This is a genomic window from Moraxella sp. K23 (genome assembly GCF_041154765.1).
Classification (GTDB): Bacteria; Pseudomonadota; Gammaproteobacteria; order Pseudomonadales; family Moraxellaceae; genus Faucicola; species Faucicola tetraodonis.
Map to the genome: position 1 here is coordinate 1958579 of NZ_AP031595.1, position 23462 is coordinate 1982040.

20 protein-coding genes are annotated in these 23462 nt (G+C 43.8%); 6 read left to right on the top strand and 14 right to left on the bottom strand.

Annotated elements, in window-relative coordinates; translation table 11 throughout:
- Window positions 1-139: 139 nt before the first annotated feature.
- From ACAM37_RS08620 to ACAM37_RS08635, 4 genes are all read right to left on the bottom strand, one after another.
- On the bottom strand, window positions 140-748 hold the full coding sequence (locus ACAM37_RS08620) for a TerD family protein (protein ID WP_099833442.1): 609 nt from the start codon (window positions 746-748) through the stop codon (window positions 140-142).
- A 91-nt stretch (window positions 749-839) separates the two neighbouring features.
- Window positions 840-1592, bottom strand: coding sequence for a TIGR00266 family protein (locus tag ACAM37_RS08625; RefSeq protein ID WP_060995590.1), 753 nt, complete (start codon window positions 1590-1592; stop codon window positions 840-842).
- Between the two features lie 159 nt (window positions 1593-1751).
- On the bottom strand, window positions 1752-2327 hold the full coding sequence (locus ACAM37_RS08630) for a TerD family protein (protein ID WP_369626010.1): 576 nt from the start codon (window positions 2325-2327) through the stop codon (window positions 1752-1754).
- A gap of 335 nt (window positions 2328-2662) precedes the next feature.
- On the bottom strand, window positions 2663-3736 hold the full coding sequence (locus tag ACAM37_RS08635; RefSeq protein WP_369626011.1) for a DUF475 domain-containing protein: 1074 nt from the start codon (window positions 3734-3736) through the stop codon (window positions 2663-2665).
- 273 nt (window positions 3737-4009) lie between these two features.
- Between ACAM37_RS08635 and ACAM37_RS08640 the strand changes: the two genes are divergently transcribed.
- The gene (locus ACAM37_RS08640) at window positions 4010-4921 is read left to right on the top strand and encodes a LysO family transporter (RefSeq protein WP_369626012.1); all 912 of its coding nucleotides are present in this window, start codon (window positions 4010-4012) and stop codon (window positions 4919-4921) included.
- Between the two features lie 200 nt (window positions 4922-5121).
- On the opposite strand, the gene nemA is transcribed toward ACAM37_RS08640, so the two are convergent.
- From nemA to ACAM37_RS08675, 7 genes are all read right to left on the bottom strand, one after another.
- Window positions 5122-6246 (bottom strand): N-ethylmaleimide reductase, encoded by a 1125-nt coding sequence (gene nemA, locus ACAM37_RS08645; protein ID WP_369626013.1) that lies wholly within the window; start codon window positions 6244-6246, stop codon window positions 5122-5124.
- A gap of 726 nt (window positions 6247-6972) precedes the next feature.
- Window positions 6973-8640: a GAF domain-containing hybrid sensor histidine kinase/response regulator gene (locus ACAM37_RS08650; protein ID WP_369626014.1), complete on the bottom strand. Its 1668-nt coding sequence runs from the start codon at window positions 8638-8640 to the stop codon at window positions 6973-6975.
- Between the two features lie 45 nt (window positions 8641-8685).
- Complete coding sequence (locus tag ACAM37_RS08655; RefSeq protein WP_472826314.1) at window positions 8686-9486, bottom strand: tRNA threonylcarbamoyladenosine dehydratase; 801 nt, start codon at window positions 9484-9486, stop codon at window positions 8686-8688.
- A gap of 8 nt (window positions 9487-9494) precedes the next feature.
- On the bottom strand, window positions 9495-10403 hold the full coding sequence (locus tag ACAM37_RS08660; RefSeq protein ID WP_369626015.1) for a TatD family hydrolase: 909 nt from the start codon (window positions 10401-10403) through the stop codon (window positions 9495-9497).
- A 143-nt stretch (window positions 10404-10546) separates the two neighbouring features.
- Window positions 10547-10720, bottom strand: a complete 174-nt coding sequence (locus tag ACAM37_RS08665) for a hypothetical protein (protein WP_369626016.1) — start codon at window positions 10718-10720, stop codon at window positions 10547-10549.
- Window positions 10721-10878: 158 nt separating this feature from the next.
- On the bottom strand, window positions 10879-11205 hold the full coding sequence (locus ACAM37_RS08670) for a hypothetical protein (RefSeq protein ID WP_099833436.1): 327 nt from the start codon (window positions 11203-11205) through the stop codon (window positions 10879-10881).
- 195 nt (window positions 11206-11400) lie between these two features.
- Complete coding sequence (locus ACAM37_RS08675) at window positions 11401-12981, bottom strand: peptide chain release factor 3 (RefSeq protein WP_007115798.1); 1581 nt, start codon at window positions 12979-12981, stop codon at window positions 11401-11403.
- A gap of 230 nt (window positions 12982-13211) precedes the next feature.
- On the opposite strand from ACAM37_RS08675, the gene ACAM37_RS08680 reads away from it, so the two are divergent.
- Window positions 13212-14360: an AI-2E family transporter gene (locus ACAM37_RS08680; protein ID WP_172823606.1), complete on the top strand. Its 1149-nt coding sequence runs from the start codon at window positions 13212-13214 to the stop codon at window positions 14358-14360.
- Window positions 14361-14373: 13 nt separating this feature from the next.
- On the opposite strand, the gene ACAM37_RS08685 is transcribed toward ACAM37_RS08680, so the two are convergent.
- Entirely contained in the window at window positions 14374-15477 is a 1104-nt protein-coding gene (locus tag ACAM37_RS08685) for an RNA-guided endonuclease InsQ/TnpB family protein (protein WP_312114646.1), read from the bottom strand.
- A gap of 445 nt (window positions 15478-15922) precedes the next feature.
- On the opposite strand from ACAM37_RS08685, the gene ACAM37_RS08690 reads away from it, so the two are divergent.
- Both ACAM37_RS08690 and ACAM37_RS08695 read left to right on the top strand, forming a co-directional pair.
- Complete coding sequence (locus ACAM37_RS08690) at window positions 15923-16411, top strand: FKBP-type peptidyl-prolyl cis-trans isomerase (protein ID WP_007115434.1); 489 nt, start codon at window positions 15923-15925, stop codon at window positions 16409-16411.
- A gap of 317 nt (window positions 16412-16728) precedes the next feature.
- Window positions 16729-16938 (top strand): CsbD family protein, encoded by a 210-nt coding sequence (locus tag ACAM37_RS08695; RefSeq protein ID WP_007115433.1) that lies wholly within the window; start codon window positions 16729-16731, stop codon window positions 16936-16938.
- Between the two features lie 328 nt (window positions 16939-17266).
- On the opposite strand, the gene ACAM37_RS08700 is transcribed toward ACAM37_RS08695, so the two are convergent.
- Window positions 17267-19450, bottom strand: a complete 2184-nt coding sequence (locus ACAM37_RS08700) for a carboxy terminal-processing peptidase (protein ID WP_369626017.1) — start codon at window positions 19448-19450, stop codon at window positions 17267-17269.
- Between the two features lie 151 nt (window positions 19451-19601).
- On the bottom strand, window positions 19602-21374 hold the full coding sequence (locus ACAM37_RS08705) for a proline--tRNA ligase (protein ID WP_369626018.1): 1773 nt from the start codon (window positions 21372-21374) through the stop codon (window positions 19602-19604).
- Window positions 21375-21687: 313 nt separating this feature from the next.
- Between ACAM37_RS08705 and ACAM37_RS08710 the strand changes: the two genes are divergently transcribed.
- Both ACAM37_RS08710 and ACAM37_RS08715 read left to right on the top strand, forming a co-directional pair.
- Window positions 21688-22392, top strand: a complete 705-nt coding sequence (locus ACAM37_RS08710) for a DUF4230 domain-containing protein (RefSeq protein WP_369626019.1) — start codon at window positions 21688-21690, stop codon at window positions 22390-22392.
- Between the two features lie 338 nt (window positions 22393-22730).
- The gene (locus tag ACAM37_RS08715; RefSeq protein ID WP_369626020.1) at window positions 22731-23201 is read left to right on the top strand and encodes a hypothetical protein; all 471 of its coding nucleotides are present in this window, start codon (window positions 22731-22733) and stop codon (window positions 23199-23201) included.
- Window positions 23202-23462: the final 261 nt, after the last annotated feature.

Below are 23462 nucleotides of genomic sequence, written 5' to 3' on the forward strand. Positions count from 1 at the left end.
GCCGCTATTTTAGCAAACCCACACCGCATGCAAAACCCACCAACGCAAAATCCACACAAACTTATCAAAAATAGCTGTCAAAATAAAAAACCCTGCGTATCACAGGGCTTTCTTTATGGCTGCACATTAAAAAGCGCGGTTACACGTGCGGTAAAATCGCAGGCATCAAATCATGAAAGGTACGACCTGACGCAGTTTCACCAATAGCATGCATTTTCCACTCACCGTTATGGCGATAAATTTTTGCCAAAATCAGCGCGGTATGACTGCCTTGGGCTGACAAATCATAACGGGCAACTTCACTATTATTGCTGGCATTCACCAAACGACAAAACGCATTATTGACCGTGGCAAAAGTTTGACCCGTAAAGCTATTGACAGTAAAAACCAAGGCTTGCACATGGTCAGGGATACGAGATAAATTAACATTAATCACTTCGTCATCGCCATCACCAGCACCAGTGCGATTATCGCCTGTGTGTTGTATGCTACTGTCTTTTGACTGCAATTGTCCAAACCAAATCGCATCCACCATTTGTTTGTTGGCATCAAGCATGATACACGACGCATCCAAGTCAATGCTGCCGCCTGCGCTGCCACCACCGCCAAACAAGCCACCCAAAAATCCACCTAATTTTTGCGGCGCAGCACCGACATCCCAACCCAGACCCATTTTGATTTGGCTAAGTGCCCCACCTGCTTCTTTTTCTAGCGAGATTTTTTGACCTTTTGATAAATTCACTGCCATGTTGGTTTCCTTATTTTATTTTTTTACTATTCTATCTAGCTATGTTTTAAGCTATGTTTTAAGAGGTTAATAACGGTTTAGCAGAAACTGACTATAACAAACCGCCCAAAATACCTTCATTGCCACCGCGTCCGCCTGAGTTTGACCCCAGTAAACTTTGAATCCAGCCTTGGTAAGTATCACGGTTGCGCGAGCAAATCACTACTTTGCCCTGACCTGAGAACTTTAGTACCATGCCTTCGCCACTCGTGACTGAATTGATGATATTGCCCAAAAAGCCTTTTTTCTGGCTGGTCGCCATTGACAGGCTATATTGCAGTCGGCTATCCCAGCATACCACGTGACCGTTATCAATAATCACATCTTTATCAGGCGTGACATCAATCTCAAACAAAGAACCAAACCCAGATACCACGAGCTGACCTTGGCCTTGCGTTTGCATGACCATAAAGCCACCGGTATCCCCAAATACAGCGCCGCCTAAATTGCGCTGGATATTGGCACGCAAATCAACGCCATTAGTCGCTGCCACAAAGGCACCGTCACTGAGCGTATACTGATTGGCACCGACGTCTAAAATTTGCATATCACCATCAAGTGTGGGCGCAAGTAAGCAGTCACCCTCACCATTGACCGCTTCAATTTGCTGTTGAAAAATCGACTCGTCATTGGCAAATCGGCGCATCAAAGCTTGCATGATGCCGCCACGCATCTGACCTTTAAGCTCAAGATTTGACTCCATCATGACCATGGCATTGGATTCGCAATAAATCGAATCGCCTTTTTTGAGATTACAATGCAAAAATGGCTCAATCGTCCCAATCATACTAAACGTCGCTGCCATAGGTTAATGTATCCTTATAAAATAACTGGCAAAAATGATAATAAAAGTAGCTAAGTTTGAAAAAGTCCTTAGGCTGAAAAAAGCGCTCAGGCTGAAAAAAAGGGGCAAGCCGATGCCACCCCATTGTTAAAAAAATGTTAAAAAATTTTAGCCAAAGAACTAAACAGCAACGCCATATGACGCAGCCAATGGTCCTAAACCGCCAGCAAAACCTTGTCCAACTGCGCGGAATTTCCACTCGCCATTGTTCTTATAAAGCTCACCAAAAATCATTGCTGTCTCGGTGCTGCTGTCTTCTGACAAATCATACCGAGCCACTTCAGCGCCGCCTTGGGTATTCACGATGCGAATATAAGCGTTTGCTACTTGACCAAAGTTTTGGTTACGCGCTTGACCATCATAAATCACCGCACAAAATACTACTTTGCTCACATCGGCTGGGACTTTAGTTAAATCCACTTTGATGACTTCATCATCGCCATCGCCTTCACCAGTGCGGTTATCACCCGTATGCTCTACTGAGCCATCGGATGATTTTAGGTTGTTAAAGAAAATAAAATCTGCATCTGACCGTACTTTACCCGATTCATTGACCAAAAACGCGACCGCGTCTAAGTCAAAGGCTTGCCCATCAGTGGCACGTGGGTTCCAGCCAAGACCGACGGCTATGTTGGTTAAATTCGGTGCTTCCTTTGATAAATTAACATTACCACCTTTGGTTAAGCTAATTGCCATTGTTTTATCCTTTGTAATAAATTTTTGCAGTCAAATAAGAAAATCGATGTCTGTTGTCATGCGCTGCGCCTTTGATTCTCAGATTACAAGCACCTAGACCAAAAGCGCGCCCAGACTAAAAGCCTCAGACACCGTAAAAAATCGCCTAAAAAAACAAAACGTGAGCCGAAACCCACGTTTTAACTATACCTTTGGTGATAGAATTTGTCCACCATTCGACTACATTAAGCTGTTATATTTATGTGTCAAAAGCTTAAGGGATATTAAGCGCAAGCCAGCATCCTAAATACCGCTACTGTTAAGCATAAACTTTATTATCTTAACTTTAGTGTCTTTTAGTGTTTGGCCAAGGCTGCTTCGCGCTTACGGTAACTGATAGAGTTAATCACTGCCCATACGATAAAGGCAATCCCAATCAAACCCGTCACGATTTCTGGCACTTCGATATGCACGGTTGCCAATAGCATGATAACCGCCAACGCGCCAATCGCATAATGCGCACCATGCTCTAGATAAACAAACTCATCGAGCGTGCCTTTTTCTACCAAGAAAATGGTCATGGATCGCACAAACATCGCACCAATGGCAAGCCCAAGCATGATGATAATCACGTCATTGGTAATGGCAAACGCGCCAATCACCCCATCAAAACTAAACGACGCATCGAGTACTTCAAGGTATAAAAAGCCTGCAATACCGCCTTTGGCAATCGCACCCGCTACTTCTTTGCCTTCAATCACATCGGGGGTTGATTCATCATCATCGTCCGCCCCTTCTAAAAGGCTTGATAACACATTGGTGGCTAGATAAATCAAAATACCAAATACCCCTGCGGTTAACACCACTGATTTTTTGGCGTCTTCCACCCAATATAAGGCGGTCATTAATAGTACCAAGGCGACAAACACGCTCATGGCATCGACTTTGCCAAATCGTGCCAATTTACGCTCTAGCCATTCAAACCACATCACTTCTTTTTCATCAAAGATGAAGTTTAAAAAGACGAGCAACAAGAACATCCCACCAAATGCGGCAATCTCTGCATGATGCTCCATCAGTTTGGCAGAGTATTCCTTGGGGTTGTTAAGCGCCATGTTGATGACATCCATCATGCCCATATCGGCAGTCACCGCGACGATGACAATCGGGAATACCAGACGCATACCAAATACCGCGATGAGGATACCCACAGTCAAGAAAATCATTTTCCAAAACTTATCCCAGGTTTTGAGTACCGAGGCATTGACCACCGCATTATCAAACGACAGCGAAATCTCCATCACTGCCAAAATCAGCGTGACAAACAGCGCCGACATCATAGTGCCAACACCACCATGTGAAAAACCCCACCACGCTGCAATTGCCAATGCAATCATGGTAAAGACAATATCGAAATAAAAATGTCTCATAACAATCCTACAAATTGAAAAAATTAACGGCTAATAGAGTCATCTAACGCATAAGATGATTGGATGTGACTATCTTACACAACTATTTGTTCAATCATACTACAAATGTGTTACCAAACAATTGATTGCATGCTTAAACCACGCATTATGGCAAATATTCGCCAACTTGATGCATTTATGGGTACAATAGCCACTTTTAATTTTTAAACCAAGTGCTAACTGCAAAATATTGCGATTAGCCTGTGTTTAAACCCTGTTTGGAAGCGTCACGGTATGTTAGAAAACTTTATCACCCTTGTTCTGATTCTTACCCCATTGGTGGTCGGGTTTTTGCTGCCATTACCGCAAAGATTCATGCCGCTGGTAGACAAGCTACTGACCAACTTGGTGTTTGTGATTTTAACCTTTATTGGTCTTTCGTTGTCGCAGATTGCTAACTTAGGCGCGCAGATTGGGTTTATTGGCACCAATGTGGCAGTATTGGCGATTTGTACCCTAGGTGCAGGTTTTATCAGTTTGCTGATGTTTGATAGGCTGCATCCTTGGCAACGTGCCCTCCCCCATGAGCATAGCCAAGCAGGTTTTAGCATCACCGGAAGTCTCGTTCAGTTGGGCTGTGTGGTATTGGGTTTTGTACTGGGCAAATTGCTGCCAATAACGGATTTGCCGATTGATGGCATCATCAAGGGCTTGTTGATTTTGCTGATTTTATTGGTAGGTTTTCAGTTGTCGCATTCGGGGATGACGTTGCGGCAGGTATTGGTTAACAAACGCGGCGTACAAGCCTGTGTGATTTTTTGTCTCAGTGTGGCAGTCGGTGGTTTAGTGTATGCACTGATAATGCCTGATGTGACCTTCACCCAAGGCTTAGCGCTATCCTCTGGCTATGGCTGGTATTCGTTGTCGGGAATTATCATGACTGATGCGTATGGCGCAGTTTGGGGAAGTGTGGCATTGCTCAATGATTTGTTACGTGAGTTCACGGCGCTACTGTTTATCCCTATGCTGATTGGCAAATACCCCACCACGGCGGTGGGTTTAGGCGGGGTAACCACCATGGATTTTACTTTGCCGGTCATCCAAAGCTCAGGGGGAAATGAAGTAGTTCCGCTTGCCATGAGCTTTGGATTTTTGGTCAATATCATCTCACCGGTGTTAATGGTGGTATTTTCAAGTTTTGGCTAATCACACAATCAATACGCGCAAAACTCAACTTGTTGGTCGCCATACGGGCTGCGTACGGTCACATAATGCAGACCTTTCATGATAGATAAGTTTAGTAAAAAACATTTGTTTGTGTTATTAGCCCAATAAAAAACCCCGCTCATGTCGTCACACAATCGGGGTTTTCATATTCGCTAATACGATTATTTTTGCTAGTACAATTATTGGGCTAACGCAGGATAATCCGTATAGCCCTCTTGATCGCCACCATAAAAAGTGGCTGGGTTTGGTTGATTAAGCGGCGCATTTTGCTGAAAACGCTCAACCAAATCTGGATTTGCGATATAACTGCGACCAAAAGCGACCGCATCAATTAAGCCATCACGAATTAGCGCGTCTGCTTTTTCTGCCGTATAGCCACCAGCACCGATAAGCACGCCGTGATAAGTATCACGAATTTGGCGACGGAATTCTGCTGTAAAGGGTTTTCCACCTGCCCAGTCTGGCTCAGAAATATGTAAATAGGCTAGGTTAAAGCTATCAATCAGTTTGATGATTGCTAACGCATCGTCTTCGCTACCGGCATCCACGCCATTGAATTGACCCAGTGGCGAGATACGGATACCCACTTTATCACTGCCAATGGCGTTAGTGACTGCGGTTAAAATTTCTGTCAAAAAGCGCATACGGTTCTCTAAGCTACCACCGTATTCATCGCTGCGTTGGTTGACGCTCTCATACAAGAATTGATGAATCAAATAGCCGTGTGCGCCGTGGATTTCAATAAAATCCATACCCGCTTCAATCGCATTACGCGCGGCATTGGCAAAATCATCGACGGTTTGTTTGATTTCTGCGATGGTCATCTCACGCGCTGGCGTGGCAGTCACACGGTATACTTTGCCTTCCTCATCTTTTAACGAGGTGCGTACCGCATCACCCAAATCCACGGCTGATGCTGATACAGGTGGCTGACCTTGTGGGCGCAAGCTATAATGCGATACCAGCCCTGTGTGCCATAGCTGCATAGCGATATGACCGCCTGCTTGATGTACGCTATCAGCAATCATTTTCCAGCCTGCAATTTGCGCAGCACTAAAAATACCTGGCGCACCTGCGTAGCCTTTGGCATCGGCTGAGATATCCGTGGCTTCCGTGATAATCAAACCACTGCTAGCGCGCTGGGTATAATAAGTTGCCATGAGTGGCGTTGGCAAGCCACCAATCCCTTTTTTGCCATCTGGCAAATCAGCACTACGCAGACGGGTCAATGGCGCCATAAAGACGCGGTTTGGCAAGCGCATCGCGCCCACGTTAATCGGTGACAAAAGAGCGGAGTAAGACATACATTCCTCGTGATGGTTAATTCATCTTTCGTTGAGTGATTGGACGCTGCTAGCTTCAAGTCATAACAAACTTGATAAAAAAATTGTTGCAGCATCCTTGTTTATAAGGGTTTTAGACTTATATACGTTGCTAGCAAACGTCGTCACAGCGTAATTTTCACAGGTTAATCTGCTATTAGAAACTTGCGCAAAGACTAGGGCGTGTCCCTATTTGGATAATGAGGCTAAAAATAGACTAAATCGCCAGCAAAACAAGGCAAATTGTGCAGATAATATTGGAATATTGTCAAACAATTTAACGCGGTTTTGCCAGATTTAGGCATTTTTAGGCCATTAAAAATACTTTGTTCCGAATTAGGGACACGCCCTAGGTTTTAGCAAGCATTTGTTTTAAAAAACATTTGTTTTTAAAAAGCATCTGTTTTTAAAAAGCATCTGTTTTTAAAAAGCATTTGCGAGTTTTTTAGACAAATTATTGCAATTGCTTTCACTATTTTATTCTATGATAGCTCGGTGTTTGAGCATAACGTTTACTTAATAAGTGCCATGCTGCATTTTTACAAGTGGCAATGTATTAACAATAACAAATTCTTAAGAATCGGCATGAATAATTTCCAATATTACAACCCTGTGCGTATGGTATTTGGCGAAGGTCAAATCAAAGAACTCGCTAATCTTGTCCCTGATAATGCCCGCGTACTTATCACTTTTTGTGATTGATATCCCTTAACCCTTGTTGGCGACATGATGCAGCCAGCGCTGAATCATCACATCGAGCGCTTCAGGCTTATAGGGCTTGGTACAGTAATCTTGCATACCCGCGTTAAGATATACTTCTTTGTCCCCATGCATGGCGTGTGCCGTCACGGCAATGATAGGCGGCAACTGATTGAACGATTGTTTGAGCATCTTGGTGGCTTCCACCCCATCCATGATGGGCATTTGATGATCCATCAAAATGATGTGATATTTGCTAGGGTCAGCTTTATAAAAATTGACGGCCTCTAACCCATCTTTGGCTCGGGTGACTTCATAGCCATATTTTTTTAGGCTTTTGACCGCGACCATGGCATTTAGCTCATTGTCTTCTGCTAGCAGAACATGGGCAGGCAGACGTTCTAGCGGTTGTATTGGGGTTTCATCATGACTTTGGTGCCACTGCTGATAGCTGATTTCATCAGTTGCTATCATTGGTAGAGATAGGGTAAAGGTCGAGCCTTTATTTTTTTCACTGGTTACCTTAATCGTGCCGCCCATCCCTTCTGCCAACGCTTTGCACACAGATAGCCCCAGCCCTGTACCGCCATATAAACGATGGGTAAACTTATCAGCTTGATTATACGCATCAAAAATCACCTCCAACGACTCAGGTTTGATGCCAACGCCCGTATCAATCACATTGAATTTAATTTGATGCTTATCACAGCCTTTCATTGCTTGAATGGTCACTTTACCCTGTTTTGGGGTAAATTTGATGGCGTTATTGACTAGATTCATTAAAATCTGTCGCACCCGCACAGGATCGGTGTTGACATATTTGGGCAAGTTGTCAGGGTAATCGAAGGTTAGTGCCACGCTGTTGTCTTGCGCAGCGGCTAAAAAGCATTGATACACGTCTTGGCATAGCTGTGCTAAATCAACCGGGATACTCTCAAAACGTATCTTACCTGATTCTACTTTGGATAAATCCAAAATATCGTTGACGATGGTCAGCAGATGCTCATTGGATGTTTTAATCGATTTGATATAGTGTTGCTGCTGCGTATCAAGCGGTGTCTGCTCAAGCAATTCAAGCATGCCCATGATACCATTCATCGGCGTGCGAATTTCATGGCTCATATTGGCCAAAAATGCGGTCTTTACCTCATCGGCGCGCTCAGCTTGGTAACGCTGCTGCCGTAATTTTAAGGTATCACTCACCAGCGCCGCCAAATCTGCTAGCACACGTTGTTGATTGGCATCAAAATCTTGATGCGGCTGGTCGTCAATCACACACAGCGCACCCAAAGCAAATTCCCTACCTTGACTGTCGTGAACCACGATGGGTGCGCCAGCATAAAACCGAATATAAGGATAACCGGTAACCAAAGGATTGTTTTTAAATCGGGTATCTTGGTGAGTATCAAGGGTGACAAAGGTGTCATTTTGTGTAATGGTGTAATTGCAAAAAGCAACATCACGGCTGGTTGAATGTTCTTTTAGACCAATTCTTGACTTAAAAAACTGGATATCAGCATCCAAAAAAGTAATAGCGACAATCTTAGTCCCAAAAAATGCCTTAGCCAATGCGCTAATACGCTCAAATTCGGCTTCTTTATTTGTTTGGATGATATGGTACTCATCCAATACCGCTAGGCGCTGTTTTTCATTGCTTGCTATAGGATATGATATCATCTCATTAACACCGTCCTACTACGTGATAAAAATTAAACGCTGAGGTTATTTTAACGCTTCAGCCACCAACATCATGCCCACCACTGAGGTCACGGCAACGGCTGACCCATAGCCGCCACAATGCAGACCACCTGCTTGACAGGACTTATCAACAATCGGCGGCTGTGATGAAAATACACAACGAATACCAAATTTTTCTTTCATCGCACGATTGATACCATAATCTTGGCGAAGTCGCTGTCTGACTTTAGCCAGTAGCGGATCTTGGTAAGTATCCTTAAGATCTGCCACCTGAATTTGGGTCGGATCCGTCTTGCCACCTGCGCCGCCTGCCATAATTAATTTTAATTTATTGAATCGGCAATGTAGCGCAAGCGCAAGCTTGGCATTCATATCATCGACACAGTCTAATACCACAAGCTGTTTACCTGATTGTTTAAGCTGTGATTGCAAAGCACGATTAGGTATTAATAATTGTACGTTATCTTTGCTCAAAAAATCGTCAATCAAATGCAATTTAATATGCGGATTGATTTCTTTGATACGTTCTGCCATGGCTTCAATTTTGCTTTTACCAAAATTGCTATCGGTAGCAGGTAATTGTCGATTAACATTGGAAGCTACTAGCACATCCATGTCAATTAATGTCATCTCGCCCACACCTGTACGAGCCAGCCCCTCAGCTGCCCACGAGCCCACTCCGCCCACGCCCACCACATACGCATGCAAATTCTCAAACTTACTAAATTGCGCGGCACCGTACAGTTTTTGGGTGCCGGCAAAACGGCGTTGGTATTGCGCGTCAGTTAATGTCATATCAGGCGTCATTTCGGCTGTCAGTGTCATGGTTTATCTTAATCTTGGTCAGGGTTTATGTTAAATTTGTTTGGGATGGGATACTCCCAGCTCACTTGCAACGCAGCGCAGCTATTTTGCCACAGTTGCTTGGCGAGCCGTGATTGATCTTTTTTTAATAAGTCTGATAACGCTGTCAGCACGTAAGGCAGATTGGCAGGTACATTGCGCCTACCGTGCGTCTCATGACAGGGCAGCGGCGTAAAGTCTGGGCAGTCCGTCTCAATCACAATAGCCTCAAGCCCGACGGTTTTGACAAGCTCTGTAAGGGTATGGCGCAGTTTTTTGGCATTTGGATTGGTCACTTGCCCGGTGATACCGATTTTAAAGCCCAGATTGACCAGCGCTTTGGCTTCTTGGATGCCGCCACTAAAACTATGGGCAATCCCCCCTTGGGTGAATTTTTGTGCTTTTAACATCTTAATCACATCGCCATGTGCGCGGCGAATATGTAGCAGCGCTGGCAGTTGATAGTGTTTTGCCAATTCAAGCTGCTGACCAAAAAAATCTTGCTGCCTAGCGTAATTCTCCGCAGTTTTCATCGGCGCAGTAAAGGTATCAAGCCCAATTTCCCCAATCGCAATGGGTGAATATTGCTCAATATACTGCTCTAGCTGCTGCAAATCGCTGTCTTTATGCTCCGTGATATAAAAAGGATGCAAACCAAAGGCTAAATGCGCCAAAGGTGTGGCTTTGCCTTGCTGTCCATAGCCTTGCATTTGCTGTTGGCACGCCACCATTTGTGCAAAATACTTTGCTAAAAAACCTATCAAAACCAGATGATGAACGCCATTATGCCATGCCAATTGTGATTGGATTTCGCGGTCATGATCGAAGCTATCCACATCAAAATGGGTATGCGTATCAATTAATGGCGAATCAAACGGGAGAGCGTTATCATTTATCATAGTCATATCATTTCAACTACTGTGGTTTGACAATGCCGTTTAACTCGCTGTAAGGCACCGTCAATTGCGGTGCACCCCATGAACGTCATCTATTTAACCTTTATTTGTTATTTGCCCATAACATAAAAATTTTAGCCATTGCTTTAGTTATGGTTATCCTGCTCAGCATTTTTATTGATAGGCTGCTCAACTGTATTTTTAGCGGATAGACTTTTAGGCGACTTGGTAACTTTATCGGCCCGTGGACCACTGCGTCTAGGTAGCAACAATAAAGCTGTCGCCGCAACCGTTAGTTTAATCACCCTCGATATGCTCATATCTTGCCTTAGTTTTTAAACCTTAGTTTTTAAACCTTAGTTCTTAGCAGTAATGCCATAAAAAAACCCATCAGTCGATACCGGTTTAATGGCGGACTAATGGGCTGTTTTCAAATGCCGTTAAATAATAACGTGACTTAATAAGTAGGGGATAATTATTAGAATTTTTTACCCAATACTTTAGCAGCCAGCTCTTTACCCATGGTAAATACGGTAGGCTTAGTGGCAGTTGAATCTGCAGCGCGATTGTCATTATCAGCAGGTACAGGGTTATTCGCTTTGCTTCCAGCCTTATTTTCAATGGTTGGCTGGGTTTTGTTACGACCTTTTAACATATAATAAGCGGCACCAAGTACGCCAAGTTTAATTAAGTTTGATTTGTTTACACCATTAGGAAATTGCATAGTATCCTCACGTCTTGTTTTGGTTGTTAGAAAATTTAAATTACTGGTATTAAAAGTAGTAATAACTGCTAATAAATACATTTTAACCAAACTTTAAGCTTTTTACTAAAGTAATTAGGTTACCAATATTTATTATTTGCCCTCATTGGGTTATCGTTTGGTAAATTGGGTAAAATCCTTTTACGGTTGAAAATAAGCTGACAGGGTTTGTCAGCTTTTCTGCGGTTATGGTGATGAATGTATCAATGTATCAATGTATCAATGCTCATCACGTTATCAATGCTCACGGGTGGCGCTAAAGGTAATTTCTGGATAACGTTCTTCCATCAATTTAAGATTAACCCGGCTTGGGGCAAGATAGGTCAAATAGCCACCGCCATCGACCGATAACTGGTCATGGGCTTTTTTCTTAAACTTCTCAAACGCCACTTTATCATCACAATGTACCCAGCGCACCGTCGCAATCGACACAGGCTCAAAGGTACATTGCACTTTATATTCTTCAAGCAGGCGATGCGCGACCACTTCAAACTGTAGCACCCCTACCGCGCCCAAAATCAAATCATTGTTGATTTGCGGCATAAATACTTGGGTGGCGCCTTCTTCTGATAGCTGCTGTAGACCTTTTTGCAGTTGTTTGGATTTTAGTGGGTCTTTGAGTACCACACGGCGAAACAATTCTGGCGCAAAGTGGGGAATGCCGGTGAAGTTTAAGGTTTCGCCTTCGGTAAAGCTATCGCCAATTTGGATGGTGCCGTGATTATGTAAGCCGATGATATCGCCCGAATACGCTTCTTCCAGCGCTTCGCGGTCACCTGCCAAAAAGGTCAAGGCATCTGAAATGCGTACTTCTTTGCCCAAGCGCACATGCTTCATTTTCATGCCTTTTTCGTACTTGCCTGAACACACCCGCATAAAGGCAATACGGTCACGGTGTTTTGGATCCATGTTGGCTTGGATTTTAAAGACAAAGCCGGAGAATTTTTCTTCATCGGCTTTGACGGTGCGTTCGACGGTGTCATGGTCTTTAGGCGCTGGGGCGTATTGGGTGAGTACATCAAGCACCATGTTAATGCCAAAGTTACCCAACGCCGTACCAAATAGCACAGGCGTTTGTTTACCGGTCAAAAATTCATCGACATCCCAATCTTCATGTGCCATTTTTGCAAGCTCTAGGCTTTCTTCAAATTCACGGAAGGCAATTTCACCGATTCTCTCGCGGACATCTGGATAGTCATAGCCATCACGGCTCTCAATCTCGACAATCTCAGTACCATGACCTTTTTGATAAAAGTAAGTTTTATCTTCGCTGATGTTGTACACCCCAACAAAGTGCTGACCTGTACCAATTGGCCACGTCATCGGCACACATTGGATTTTTAGGACGTTTTCAATTTCATCAAGCAGTGATAACGGATCACGGATTTCGCGGTCAAGCTTGTTAACAAATGAGATAATCGGCGTGTCACGCATCCGACATACTTCCATCAGCTTGATGGTTCGCTCTTCAACCCCTTTTGCCCCATCAATCACCATCAGTGCGCTGTCCACAGCAGTTAAGGTACGATAGGTATCTTCTGAAAAGTCGGCGTGACCTGGGGTATCTAGCAGATTGACCATGTTGTCGGCATAGGGAAACTGCATCACAGAGGTGGTAATCGAGATACCACGCTCTTGCTCCATGCTCATCCAGTCAGATGTTGCGTGTTTGTCGGTTTTGCGTGATTTGACTTCACCTGCGCGCTGAATTGCTTGCCCCCACAGCAGTAATTTTTCGGTCATGGTGGTTTTACCGGCATCGGGGTGCGAGATAATAGCAAAAGTGCGGCGTTTAGCGATTTCAGAATGTAGTGACATAGTGTTTGACTTATTTGACTTAAAAGTAGCGAGGCTTGATAACTGATAAAAGAAAGAATAAAAAATATGGCATATTGTAGCCGATTTTACGTTTGATTGCGATTTTCATGGGTGATTATTGCGCATCACGCGCGCGATTTTGACAAAATTTTGTCATAAATCTAATACTTTAATCAGTAAAATTGTGTTAGTTTTATCTCATCTTTTTTTACCTTATTAAGATGTTATTTATGACCGCTGAACCACTTGGCAACAATCCTGAACCCGCACTTGAAAATAAAAACAAAGTTTCGACCAGTGCTCATTTGAGCGATTCTTTTTTGACCAACGATCGGTTACAGTGGTCAGATATGAAAAGTTTTTTGTTAGCGATTAGCAGTGTGATTGTTGTCTGGCTGCCTGTGCTATTGCTCCACCTGACTTTAGTGCTTTTTGCCACCTTAATTACTTATGCACTGATTCGCGGCATTGCTGGTTGGATTCATCGGCATGTCATTGCCTATGTGCATAGCGCCTCGCGTCAGCAGCGTATGGGTAAAGTCGCAGAATGGTTTGCTATTGCCATTTTGGCGACTTTGATTTCACTTACTGTGTATGTATTTGGCGATTGGATTGCTGATAAAGCCAGTGTTGATGTCTTTAATAAGCTTATCCGACAGATATTGGACATATTTGACCAGCTTCATACCCTACTACCCGCAAGTATCTCTCAGCATCTACCCATTTCGGTCAGTTCATTTCAAGCTATGCTCATGAGTACTATCAAAAGTCATGCGCCACAACTACAGCTAGTGGGTATTCATACGTTACGCGGGCTTGGTTATGTGCTAGCGGGTGTCGTGATTGGTTGTATTGTGGCATTGCAAGTACCTGTGAATAGTGCAGCGCATAAAACCCCATTTACCCAGCATTTGCGCCAAAAATTTGATGAACTTATCATGGGGTTTAATGATGTGTTTTTTGCACAAGTCAAAATCTCTAGTATCAATACCATCTTAACCTCGGTGTTTTTGCTAGGCATATTACCGCTACTCGGTCATCCGCTACCGATGGCTTGGACCGTTGTGCTTATCACCTTTTGCGCAGGGCTATTCCCTGTCGTTGGTAATTTGGTCTCAAACATTGTTATCGTTTTGCTCAGCCTCACTCACGGGCTTGGCATCAGCATTTTATCGCTTGTGTGGTTGGTGAGCATTCATAAACTTGAATACTTTTTAAATGCGCAAATCATTGGTCACAAAATCCGAGCGTCTGCTTGGGAATTGTTGTTATTTATTTTGGTGCTTGAAGCAACGTTTGGGTTAGCGGGACTGATCAGCGCGCCAGTGATTTATGCCCAAATCAAACGCATTTTGGCAGATAGGGGCTGGGTTATTTGACTTCCTCCCCTCCCTAAAGTGAGGGGATTCCTTCTGCAAGACGGTCAAGCCCGACCGCAAGAATGTTCCGACTGGCATTAATATCTCTATCATGCCATGTGCCACACTTTGCACAAGTCCATTCTCTTATTCGCAAACCTGCTCTACCGCTCAAGCTACTGGACATATCGCCACAGCACGAGCAAGTTTGGGTAGTGTATCGCTCTGATACGATTTCAAAACGACAACCTGCGTTCTCGCACTTATAGGTCAGTTGTCGTTTCAATTCAAACCAACCTGCATCGTAAACCGACTTGGCTAGTTTGCCTTTTTTATTGTTAAATTGGGTGGTTTTTACATCACCAACCACGATTAGGGCGTTATTCTTAACTAGCCCTGTGGTGAATTTGTGTATGAGGTCTTGGCGTGTATTTTTAATTTTGGCATGGATTGCCTTGACACGCTGTTTGTTTTTGGCACGTTGAGCGGTAGCTAATGCTTTGGCATATTTGAGCGTTTGCTTGATGGTGAGTTTGTCACCGCTTGAGGTAGTGGCACTGTCTTTAAGCCCTAAGTCAATGCCTACGCTACCCGTTCCGCATTGTGTCTTGGGATAGTCTTTGACGGTGATACAGGCATACCAACGGTTACGGCTGTCTTGGACTAGCTCGCAAGTGTTGATTTGATATAGGCTAAGGTTGTAGCTGTCCCATAGGTCAATGACTAGTTTTTGTCCTTTGGCTAAACTAAGCTGTAAGGTGGATTTTAAGCCTTTTTTACCAATTTGGTGTGTGGCGATGTGTTTGATGGCAGATTGTTTAAACGGTAGCCAACCTAAGCTTTTACGCTTAGAGCTTGGGTTATTGGTTCGCCAGTTTAGTTTGGCTTTTTTGAATTGGCGACGCGATTTGGCGTGGGTTTCGTTAATGGCTTGAATAGTTTGACTATGCAAGCCTAGCAGTTCACCGCTACCTTTGGTGTATTCGTTTAGATCATAGGCACAAAAGAATTTCCCAGTTTTTTGCAGATGCTTGTAACTCAAGTCATTGACGTAGTTCCATACGAAATTGACCGAACCACTTAGGCGGTTAAGCTTTGCTGTGTGTTTATCTCGTATGCGTAGCTTGAGTGTTTTCATGCAAATTATTTTAGCAAAATTTATGCAAGCGTTATAGTGTACAAGTTGCCTTATATCCACCGCCTAAAGGCGGTGGTTTTACGGCAACGGCTGATAAAATCACCTACTGGCTACAGGACTCTTTAACAAATAATTTGCCCGATAAATTGAATTTTTAAATCTTATCGCCATTAATAACAGAACACGGCTTTATTGTTACAGTGTTGTATGGTTGAATGATTAAAAATGTGTTTTAAAGTCTATAACTGCCAAATTTTTAATGATTGATGTTACAATTTACATTAACACTTTTTGGCGTATCTTGAGGTTTAACCAAAAGTTGAAAGATTTTCACGGTAATGATAGTGAAAAATCCTAGCAATTTTTAATTTCTAGCAATTTTTAATTTATTGTGCCAAAAAAGCGATTTGCCAATCCATTCATTGATTCATAAGGAATTTTAGCGATGTCTACTATCAATAATAACAACGTTGTACATTTTCATTACACCTTAAAAGACGACGAAGGTAACGTCATTGACCAATCACCAGAAGGTCAACCTTTAGCGTATTTACATGGCCATCAAAACATTATCCCTGGTCTTGAATCACAATTAGCGGGCAAATCAGTGGGTGACAAATTTACTGCAAGCATTGAACCTGCAGACGCCTATGGCGAATTTGATGATGCGGCAGTACAAGAAGTCCCACGCGAAAACTTCCAAGGTGTCGAAGATATCCAACCAGGTATGCAGTTCCAATCGCAAACTGAAGACGGTCATGTGATGTTAGTCACTGTGAAAGATGTACAAGAGGACAAAGTGATTGTTGATGCTAACCATCCTTTAGCGGGCAAAAAACTTCATTTCGATGTAGAAGTAGCAAGCATTCGTGATGCATCAGATGAAGAGTTGCAACACGGTCATGTACACGGTGCAGGCGGTCATCACCACTAAGTCACCCTTAAAGCTCAGCAAGCTTAGACAGATTAAATGGAAGGCTATATTTATAGCCTTCTTTTTTTGTGCAAAATTTTATCCTATGAAATAATTTTACGGGATGTAAGAAACGCTTGATATTATTTACAAAATCATTGATTTAGTTACGTTTTTTGATGCTTTACTACAGTTTTTACCACACACTGTGCGCTAGATTTAGGCATAATAGTTTTATACCCAACAAACAATCCAAGCAATAATAAAGACGTATGACTGGGTATATATTTTTAGTCATTTATCTAGCACTAAACTAATTACAGAAAAGGATAATACTCATGAACGAGAATACAATTAAAGGCCAATGGGAACAAGTTAAAGGCGCTGTAAAAGAAACTTGGGGTGACTTAACTGATGATGAAATCACCCAATTGGAAGGTAATCGCCAAAAGCTATCAGGTAAAATCCAAGAGCGTTATGGCCGCGCCGAAGATGTGGTAGAAAAAGAAATCGACGACTGGTCAACCCGTCATGACTATCGTTTCTAGAATAGATTAACCCCGCCTCCAAAGTAAAAAAGCCATATCATCTGATATGGCTTTTTTACCTGCTATCCTAGCATCACTGACCTCATCCTTAAGGTCCTTACTAACTGGTAGTGAATTTCTTGACTCATCCTAAGTCTCACTCCACGTGTTTATCAAGCATCATTCCTTAATACTACGATAAACCATTCCCTTATTGGCAATTCTGTCCCTATCTCAATCCTTGAGAACCATCCCTGTGCCGTTGAATGTATTATTACAAAATTTACCATTCGGTAACAGTCGTACAAACGTCAATGCATGTAAGCTTTTGCTTACACGCATTTTGCCATTAGGGGCGTTGGTTGTTGACTGTCTGTGCATCAAGCATGACATTAGCCGCTTCAATCACAAACGCTTCACTTTCAGGCAGCTTTGGACGTTCGGCTTGTTTTAGACGGCTACGGACTTCTAACTCTGCATCTTGTGCAGCTTGGTACGCTGTCCACGTGCTATAGGGGCTTTCCCCATTGGCTTGGCGTCTCGCATTTTCTGCCGCCAACGTTTTCGCCTCAATGTTTTTGCGGAAAGCACGGCGGTCATTGATGTCTAATTTGACAGGTTTCTTATCATCTTCCTCATTACGGATTCTGTTGAGTTGGCTTAGATAAGCAAACTGGGCATTGGCTGCTTGACGCTGCTGTGACAAGGCATTGAGCGATTGCAAGGTCTCACGGGAATAGTTGCCCGCAGGTTGGTACGGCGCGGCACGAATGGTATCCCATGCCAATGCGTTTTTCATGCTACGTTCACCAAACTCCATGCCTTCATAGATATTGACTAAGGGCACATCGGGCACCACGCCTTTATTTTGGGTACTGCCGCCCGTGATACGGTAGAACTTGCGCTGGGTTAACGTCGCTGACCCTAAAGCAAGGTTATCAAGCTGAATTTGTGCTGAGCCTTTACCTGTGCTCGTGCTGCCGACAATCAGACCGCGACCATAATCTTGAATCGCTGCGGCAAAAATCTCGCTGGCTGATGCCGAGCCTTGGTTAATGAGTACGGTCATCGGGCCTGTATACAGCTGCTTACCTTTGTCTTCGTCTTCATACACTTGGATATTGCCGCGGTTATCACGAATCTGTACCAGCGGACCTGACTTGATGAACAGGCCAATCATTTTGGCAACTTCATCGAGTGAGCCACCGGGGTCATCACGCAGGTCTACCACTAAGCCATCGATATTTTGCTGGTTCAAGGCTTTTAACGCCTTTTCCGTATCAATGCTGACGCTACGATAGTCTTCTCCCGCACGGCGGGCTTTATAGTTGAGATAAAAGCTTGGGATTTCTAGCACACCGATTTTTTTGGCTTGCCCGTTTTTATCTTTGACACTAATTACCCGATGATTGACGCCCGATTCTTCTTGCTTAATCACGTCACGTATGAGGGTGACATTACGCGCGCTACTGTCTGGGGTATTAGGCGCTTTGACGCGCACGGTGACGGGTGAACCTTTTTTACCGCGAATGAGGTTCACCACTTCCCGTGTCGAATAACCGACGGTATCGACCATGCCTTTATCTTCAGTCGATACGCCGATGATTAAGTCATTGGGTTTGATTTGCCCCGAACGAGCGGCAGGCCCGCCATCAACTAAGCTGATAATACGGGTGTAGTCAGGATTCTTGCGATCAGGCTGAATCGAGACGCCGATACCGACCAATTCAAGGGTCGATTGGATTTGCATCTCATTGGCTTGCACGGGGGCAAAATAATTACTGTGCGGGTCATAGGCTGCCATCGCTGCATTTAACAGGGTTTCAACGATTTGGTCGCTATCGATACGCTGTAGCTGCGCATATTGGCGCTTTAAACGCTGGTCTAGCACTTGGCTTGGTGAGCGCGTTTCGTTTTTGACTAAATCACTGGCGTTGTATTTATCAGCATTTTCTTGCAAAAACTTGTCTTTGTTTTTGTCTTCATCTTGATTGATGGTCATGCCAATGAGCTGGTAGGTCAGCTGTTTGCGCCAAAAATCGCGTTGCTCGGCAACGGTTTTAAAACGTGGCAATTTTTCACGGTTCATAATGACCGTTTCATTGCTCTGTAAGTTCACAGGCGATTTTAACAAGCTGTCGGCAAAGCTATAATACGCTTTTGAGCGCTCAATAAAGCGCTGATAGATTTCAAAACCTGGTTTTAAATCACCGCGTTTGAGATAATCGGCAAAACTATTGCCATATTTTTGGGTAAATTCATCAATATCGGACTGCAAAAACACGCTATGATTGGGGTCAAGCGCATCAAAATAGTCGCTTAAAATTTGCCTGCCCGTTGCCGCGTCCATTTTTTTATCTAGATAATGGCTACGATCCAACAACGCTGCGACTTGCCGTGTCACCTGCCGCTGCTCGTTATTAATCTGTCCGACGCTCGTCGATGCTGCAATGGCGGTTTGGTAACTTTGTCCCAGTATCGCCCCACCCATCAACAGGGCAAATACACTGGCGGTAAGTTGTTTGTATTGCATGACTTTCCTTACTCTATTTAATGAAGCGATAAACAGAAAAAACTGACAGCCCATCTTAGCACTGTCAGTTTTTCCATACCATACAAAACGTGTAAATATTCGACTCAAATCATCTATCAAACCTCACCGTTTGTAGCGGTAACTTATTGTATTAGCCAATCAATTGATTGTCTTTAAACAGTTGGGTTAATTCCTCGGCAGTGAGTAATTGTTTTTCACCGTCTTGGCGATTGACATATTCGTATTTCACCTCGCCTGTTTCACTGATATTTTTCTCTGAGATAACAATTCGATGGGGAATGCCAACGAGCTCTAAATCGGCGAATTTTACCCCCGCACGCTCGTCTCGGTCATCAAGTAGCACATCAACACCTTGGGCTTTTAGCTCAGTGTAAAGCGCTTCGGCAAGTTGCATTGCTTTGTCCCCTTTCGCTGGGTCTAGAGCATCTTTCATTTTGCCTTTAATCATCGGTACAATCGCCACAGTGAATGGCGCAAGGCTCTCACCTGTGCTACTGGTTTTCCAAATGATACCATTGTCATCGTGGTTTTGTTCAATGGCGGCGGCGACGATACGGGTCACGCCGATACCATAACAGCCCATCATAGTAATGACAGGTTTGCCCTGCTCGCCCATCACCGCACAGTTGAATGCTTTGGTGTATTTGTCACCCAATTGGAAGATATGACCGACTTCGATACCGCGGCGGATTTGTAAAGTACCTTCTCCATCTGGGCTTGGGTCGCCTGCTACCACGTTGCGGATATCGGCAATTTCGGTGATGGACGCATCACGCTCCCAGTTGACGCCTGTGGTATGAAAATCTGGCTTGTTAGCGCCGCTAACAAAATCTGATAGCAGCGCAGCAGCACGGTCTACAATCACTGGCATGTTCAAATCAAACACCCCGATATACCCTTTGTGCAGACCCGCTGCTTGCATCGCCTCTTCGCTCGCCATGGTGAGTGGGGCTTTGACTTGCGCCAATTTTTCCGCTTTGATTTCATTTAGGGTATGATCGCCCCGTAACACTAACGCGACTAAGGTGGCTTTACCTTCTTCGGTAGCTTCACCTTCGACGATTAAAGTTTTCACCGTCTGTGACAATGGCAAGCCTAAATGCTCAGCCACTTGCTCACAGGTTGGCATATTGGGCGTGCTGACATCGGCTTTGTCCTGCGTTGGGGCAGCACGTTCACCGACCGCCACCGCTTCAGCAAGCTCAATATTGGCAGCATAAGCTGAGCTGTCTGAAAATACAATATCGTCTTCACCACTGCCAGCTAGGACTTGAAACTCATGCGACGCAAATCCACCAATCGAGCCAGTATCGGCTTGCACCGCACGAAAGTCTAACCCAAGACGGGTAAAGATATTATGATAAGCGCGGTACATATCATCATAGGTGCGCTGTAATGACGGTTGGTCGATATGAAACGAATAAGCATCTTTCATGATAAATTCACGTGAACGCATCACCCCAAAGCGTGGGCGAATTTCATCACGAAATTTGGTTTGTACTTGGTAGTAGCTCACAGGGAGCTGTTTATAGCTTTTTAACAAGTTACGCGCGATATCGGTAATCACTTCTTCATGCGTTGGACCTAACACAAAATCACGTTGGTGACGGTCTTTAAACCACAGCAGTTCAGGACCATAGGCTTCCCAGCGACCTGATTCTTGCCAAAGCTCGGCCGATTGCACCACAGGCATTAGCAGCTCTTGGCAGTTGATGGCATCCATCTCTTCACGGATGATTTTTTTAACTTTTTGTAAGGTTTTTAGACCCATCGGTAGCCACGTGTAGAGACCCGACGCAGATTTACGAATCATCCCTGCACGGAGCATTAATTGGCTGGAGATGATATCGGCATCACTTGGGGTTTCTTTTAACGTTGCAAAAGTAAATTGACTGGCTCGCATGGCACACCTTGTTTGTACGGCTTGAAATAAGAAAAACGAGAATGGATAGACTATTTGGTAAACCGATTATCTTATTTTATGCCACTGGGTGGTGCAATAGTTTTTTTAATTTTTGCCAAGTCGATGCCGTATTTTTGGATTTAGCATTATTGCGATTAGCATTTTTGGACTTAGCATTTTTATAAATTAGGACAATAATTATGACAATTTGGTCATAGCCATTGGCTATTTAAACTAGCTACATTGAAATTATGGCAAGTCATAACCATACAAAATAGCATCCACTATTAAATAAACGATTAGGAATGGATAAATGACCCAACTCCCCACTTCATCTTCCACGCCATCACCTGAGGCAAAACCGACTACAAACTTGCCAGAACCGCCCCCATCGGGTAACAAAAAGCCGGTTTCTTTTTGGGTGAGTTTATTTTTACTGGCGGTGATTGCGGTGGCGGGTTGGCTATTTTTGCAGTGGCAACAAAAAAATACGCCTAAAAAAGTTGAGGTATTAACCCGTGAAGGGGTGGTCACTAAGATTCAAAGCCTCAATCGACTACAAACCGTGGCATATAATGTCGATACCGTTATCACCAGCCAAAAAGAAGGCAATTGGTACGCCCTGTGGCAAGATGAGCAAAAGGGGCTGTTTGTCGCTCATGGACGGGTGACCGCGGGCATTGACTTAAATCAATTAGAACCCACTGATGTACAAGTGACTCCAGATGGTAGCCATGTCAGCATCACCTTGCCCGCTGCGCAGATTTTGGATAGTTACTTAGATAACATTGAAGTGTATGATATTCAAACAGGGGTATTTGGCATGGTGCAAGCCGACCCGCAAATATTTAACCAAGCGCAAGTGGCTGGCAAAAACCAAGTGCTGACATCCGCTTGCCGCTCGGGCATTCTACAAACTGCCAATGATAATGCCCAAAAGCAAGTGCAATCGCTATTTGCACTGGCAAATGTACAAGTCACTGTGAAAGTCACCGCACCTGCTAACAATTGTCGTTAAACCGATTGTTTGACTACCAATAAGACCATTCCAAGGATAAAAGCGTTTTTTTGTTTTATGTTATTTTTGTGCGCTGTCAGAATTGGTATGAAAGGCATAAATAATAGATATGTAACCTACCTTAATAATAAGAATGTTGCTAAAATCTCAACTTTATAGCCCGCTAGATAGTCCGCTAGTTTTAGACGACATGTATTTGCTACATCATCAAAAATTGTAATCATCATAGCCAGTTAACGTATCCCTAGCCCAGGTTTACGATAATTTATTGCAAGGATGCTTGATGGCGTTTTAGTTGTGTAAAAGATCAATTCGCTAGCTGTTGGAGAGTTTACTGGATGAATGTCACGTCTGCCTCAGATCGTCTAAAAAAAGTGATGCGGATTGCTTTGGTTGGTATCAAGCCTGGCGACCAAGTGATGCTAAAAGGCTATCTACGCCTCTTGCTTAGACTCGAAGCAGACCTTGAATGGGTATCAGCGAACAATCAGCAAATTGATTTATTTATGGTCAATCATGATTTGCGTCATGCAGAAAGCGTTCAAAATTTAATTAGTAGCAAACCCAATACCGCCACTATTTATACCGCTCGTAGTGAGACGGAAAACGGCTATTTATTGCAAGATTTATTGGTGTTACCCATCAAAGATTTAGCGCCATTGAGCGAGTGGTTGTTTTCACAATTGCCGTTTTTATCTGGCGTACCTATTAGCAATAAGGCATCTACTGCCGCTAAGCTCACCGCTGATGCCGTTGACGCTTATCAATCAGCGACAGACAATACATTAACACTAGCGCTTAGTCTTTAATGCGCCTGCTCAAATTGGCAATCCATCATCTGGTGTTGCCCAGTCTACGCAATTTTTAGCTGTTACCATCAGTGATACCCCAATGCCCCTAACCCACTTGCCAAATCTAGTCAGTCGGTGAATTGGCGCTAGAGGGCGGCATTAATATTGGCTATATGGCACACCTGGGCAAGAACGCTTTAGCTTTATTTGGCCGATACTATCGCGAAAAGCGATGGGTATTTTTAAAACTGTTACGCTAGTAAATATTTGGATACAAAT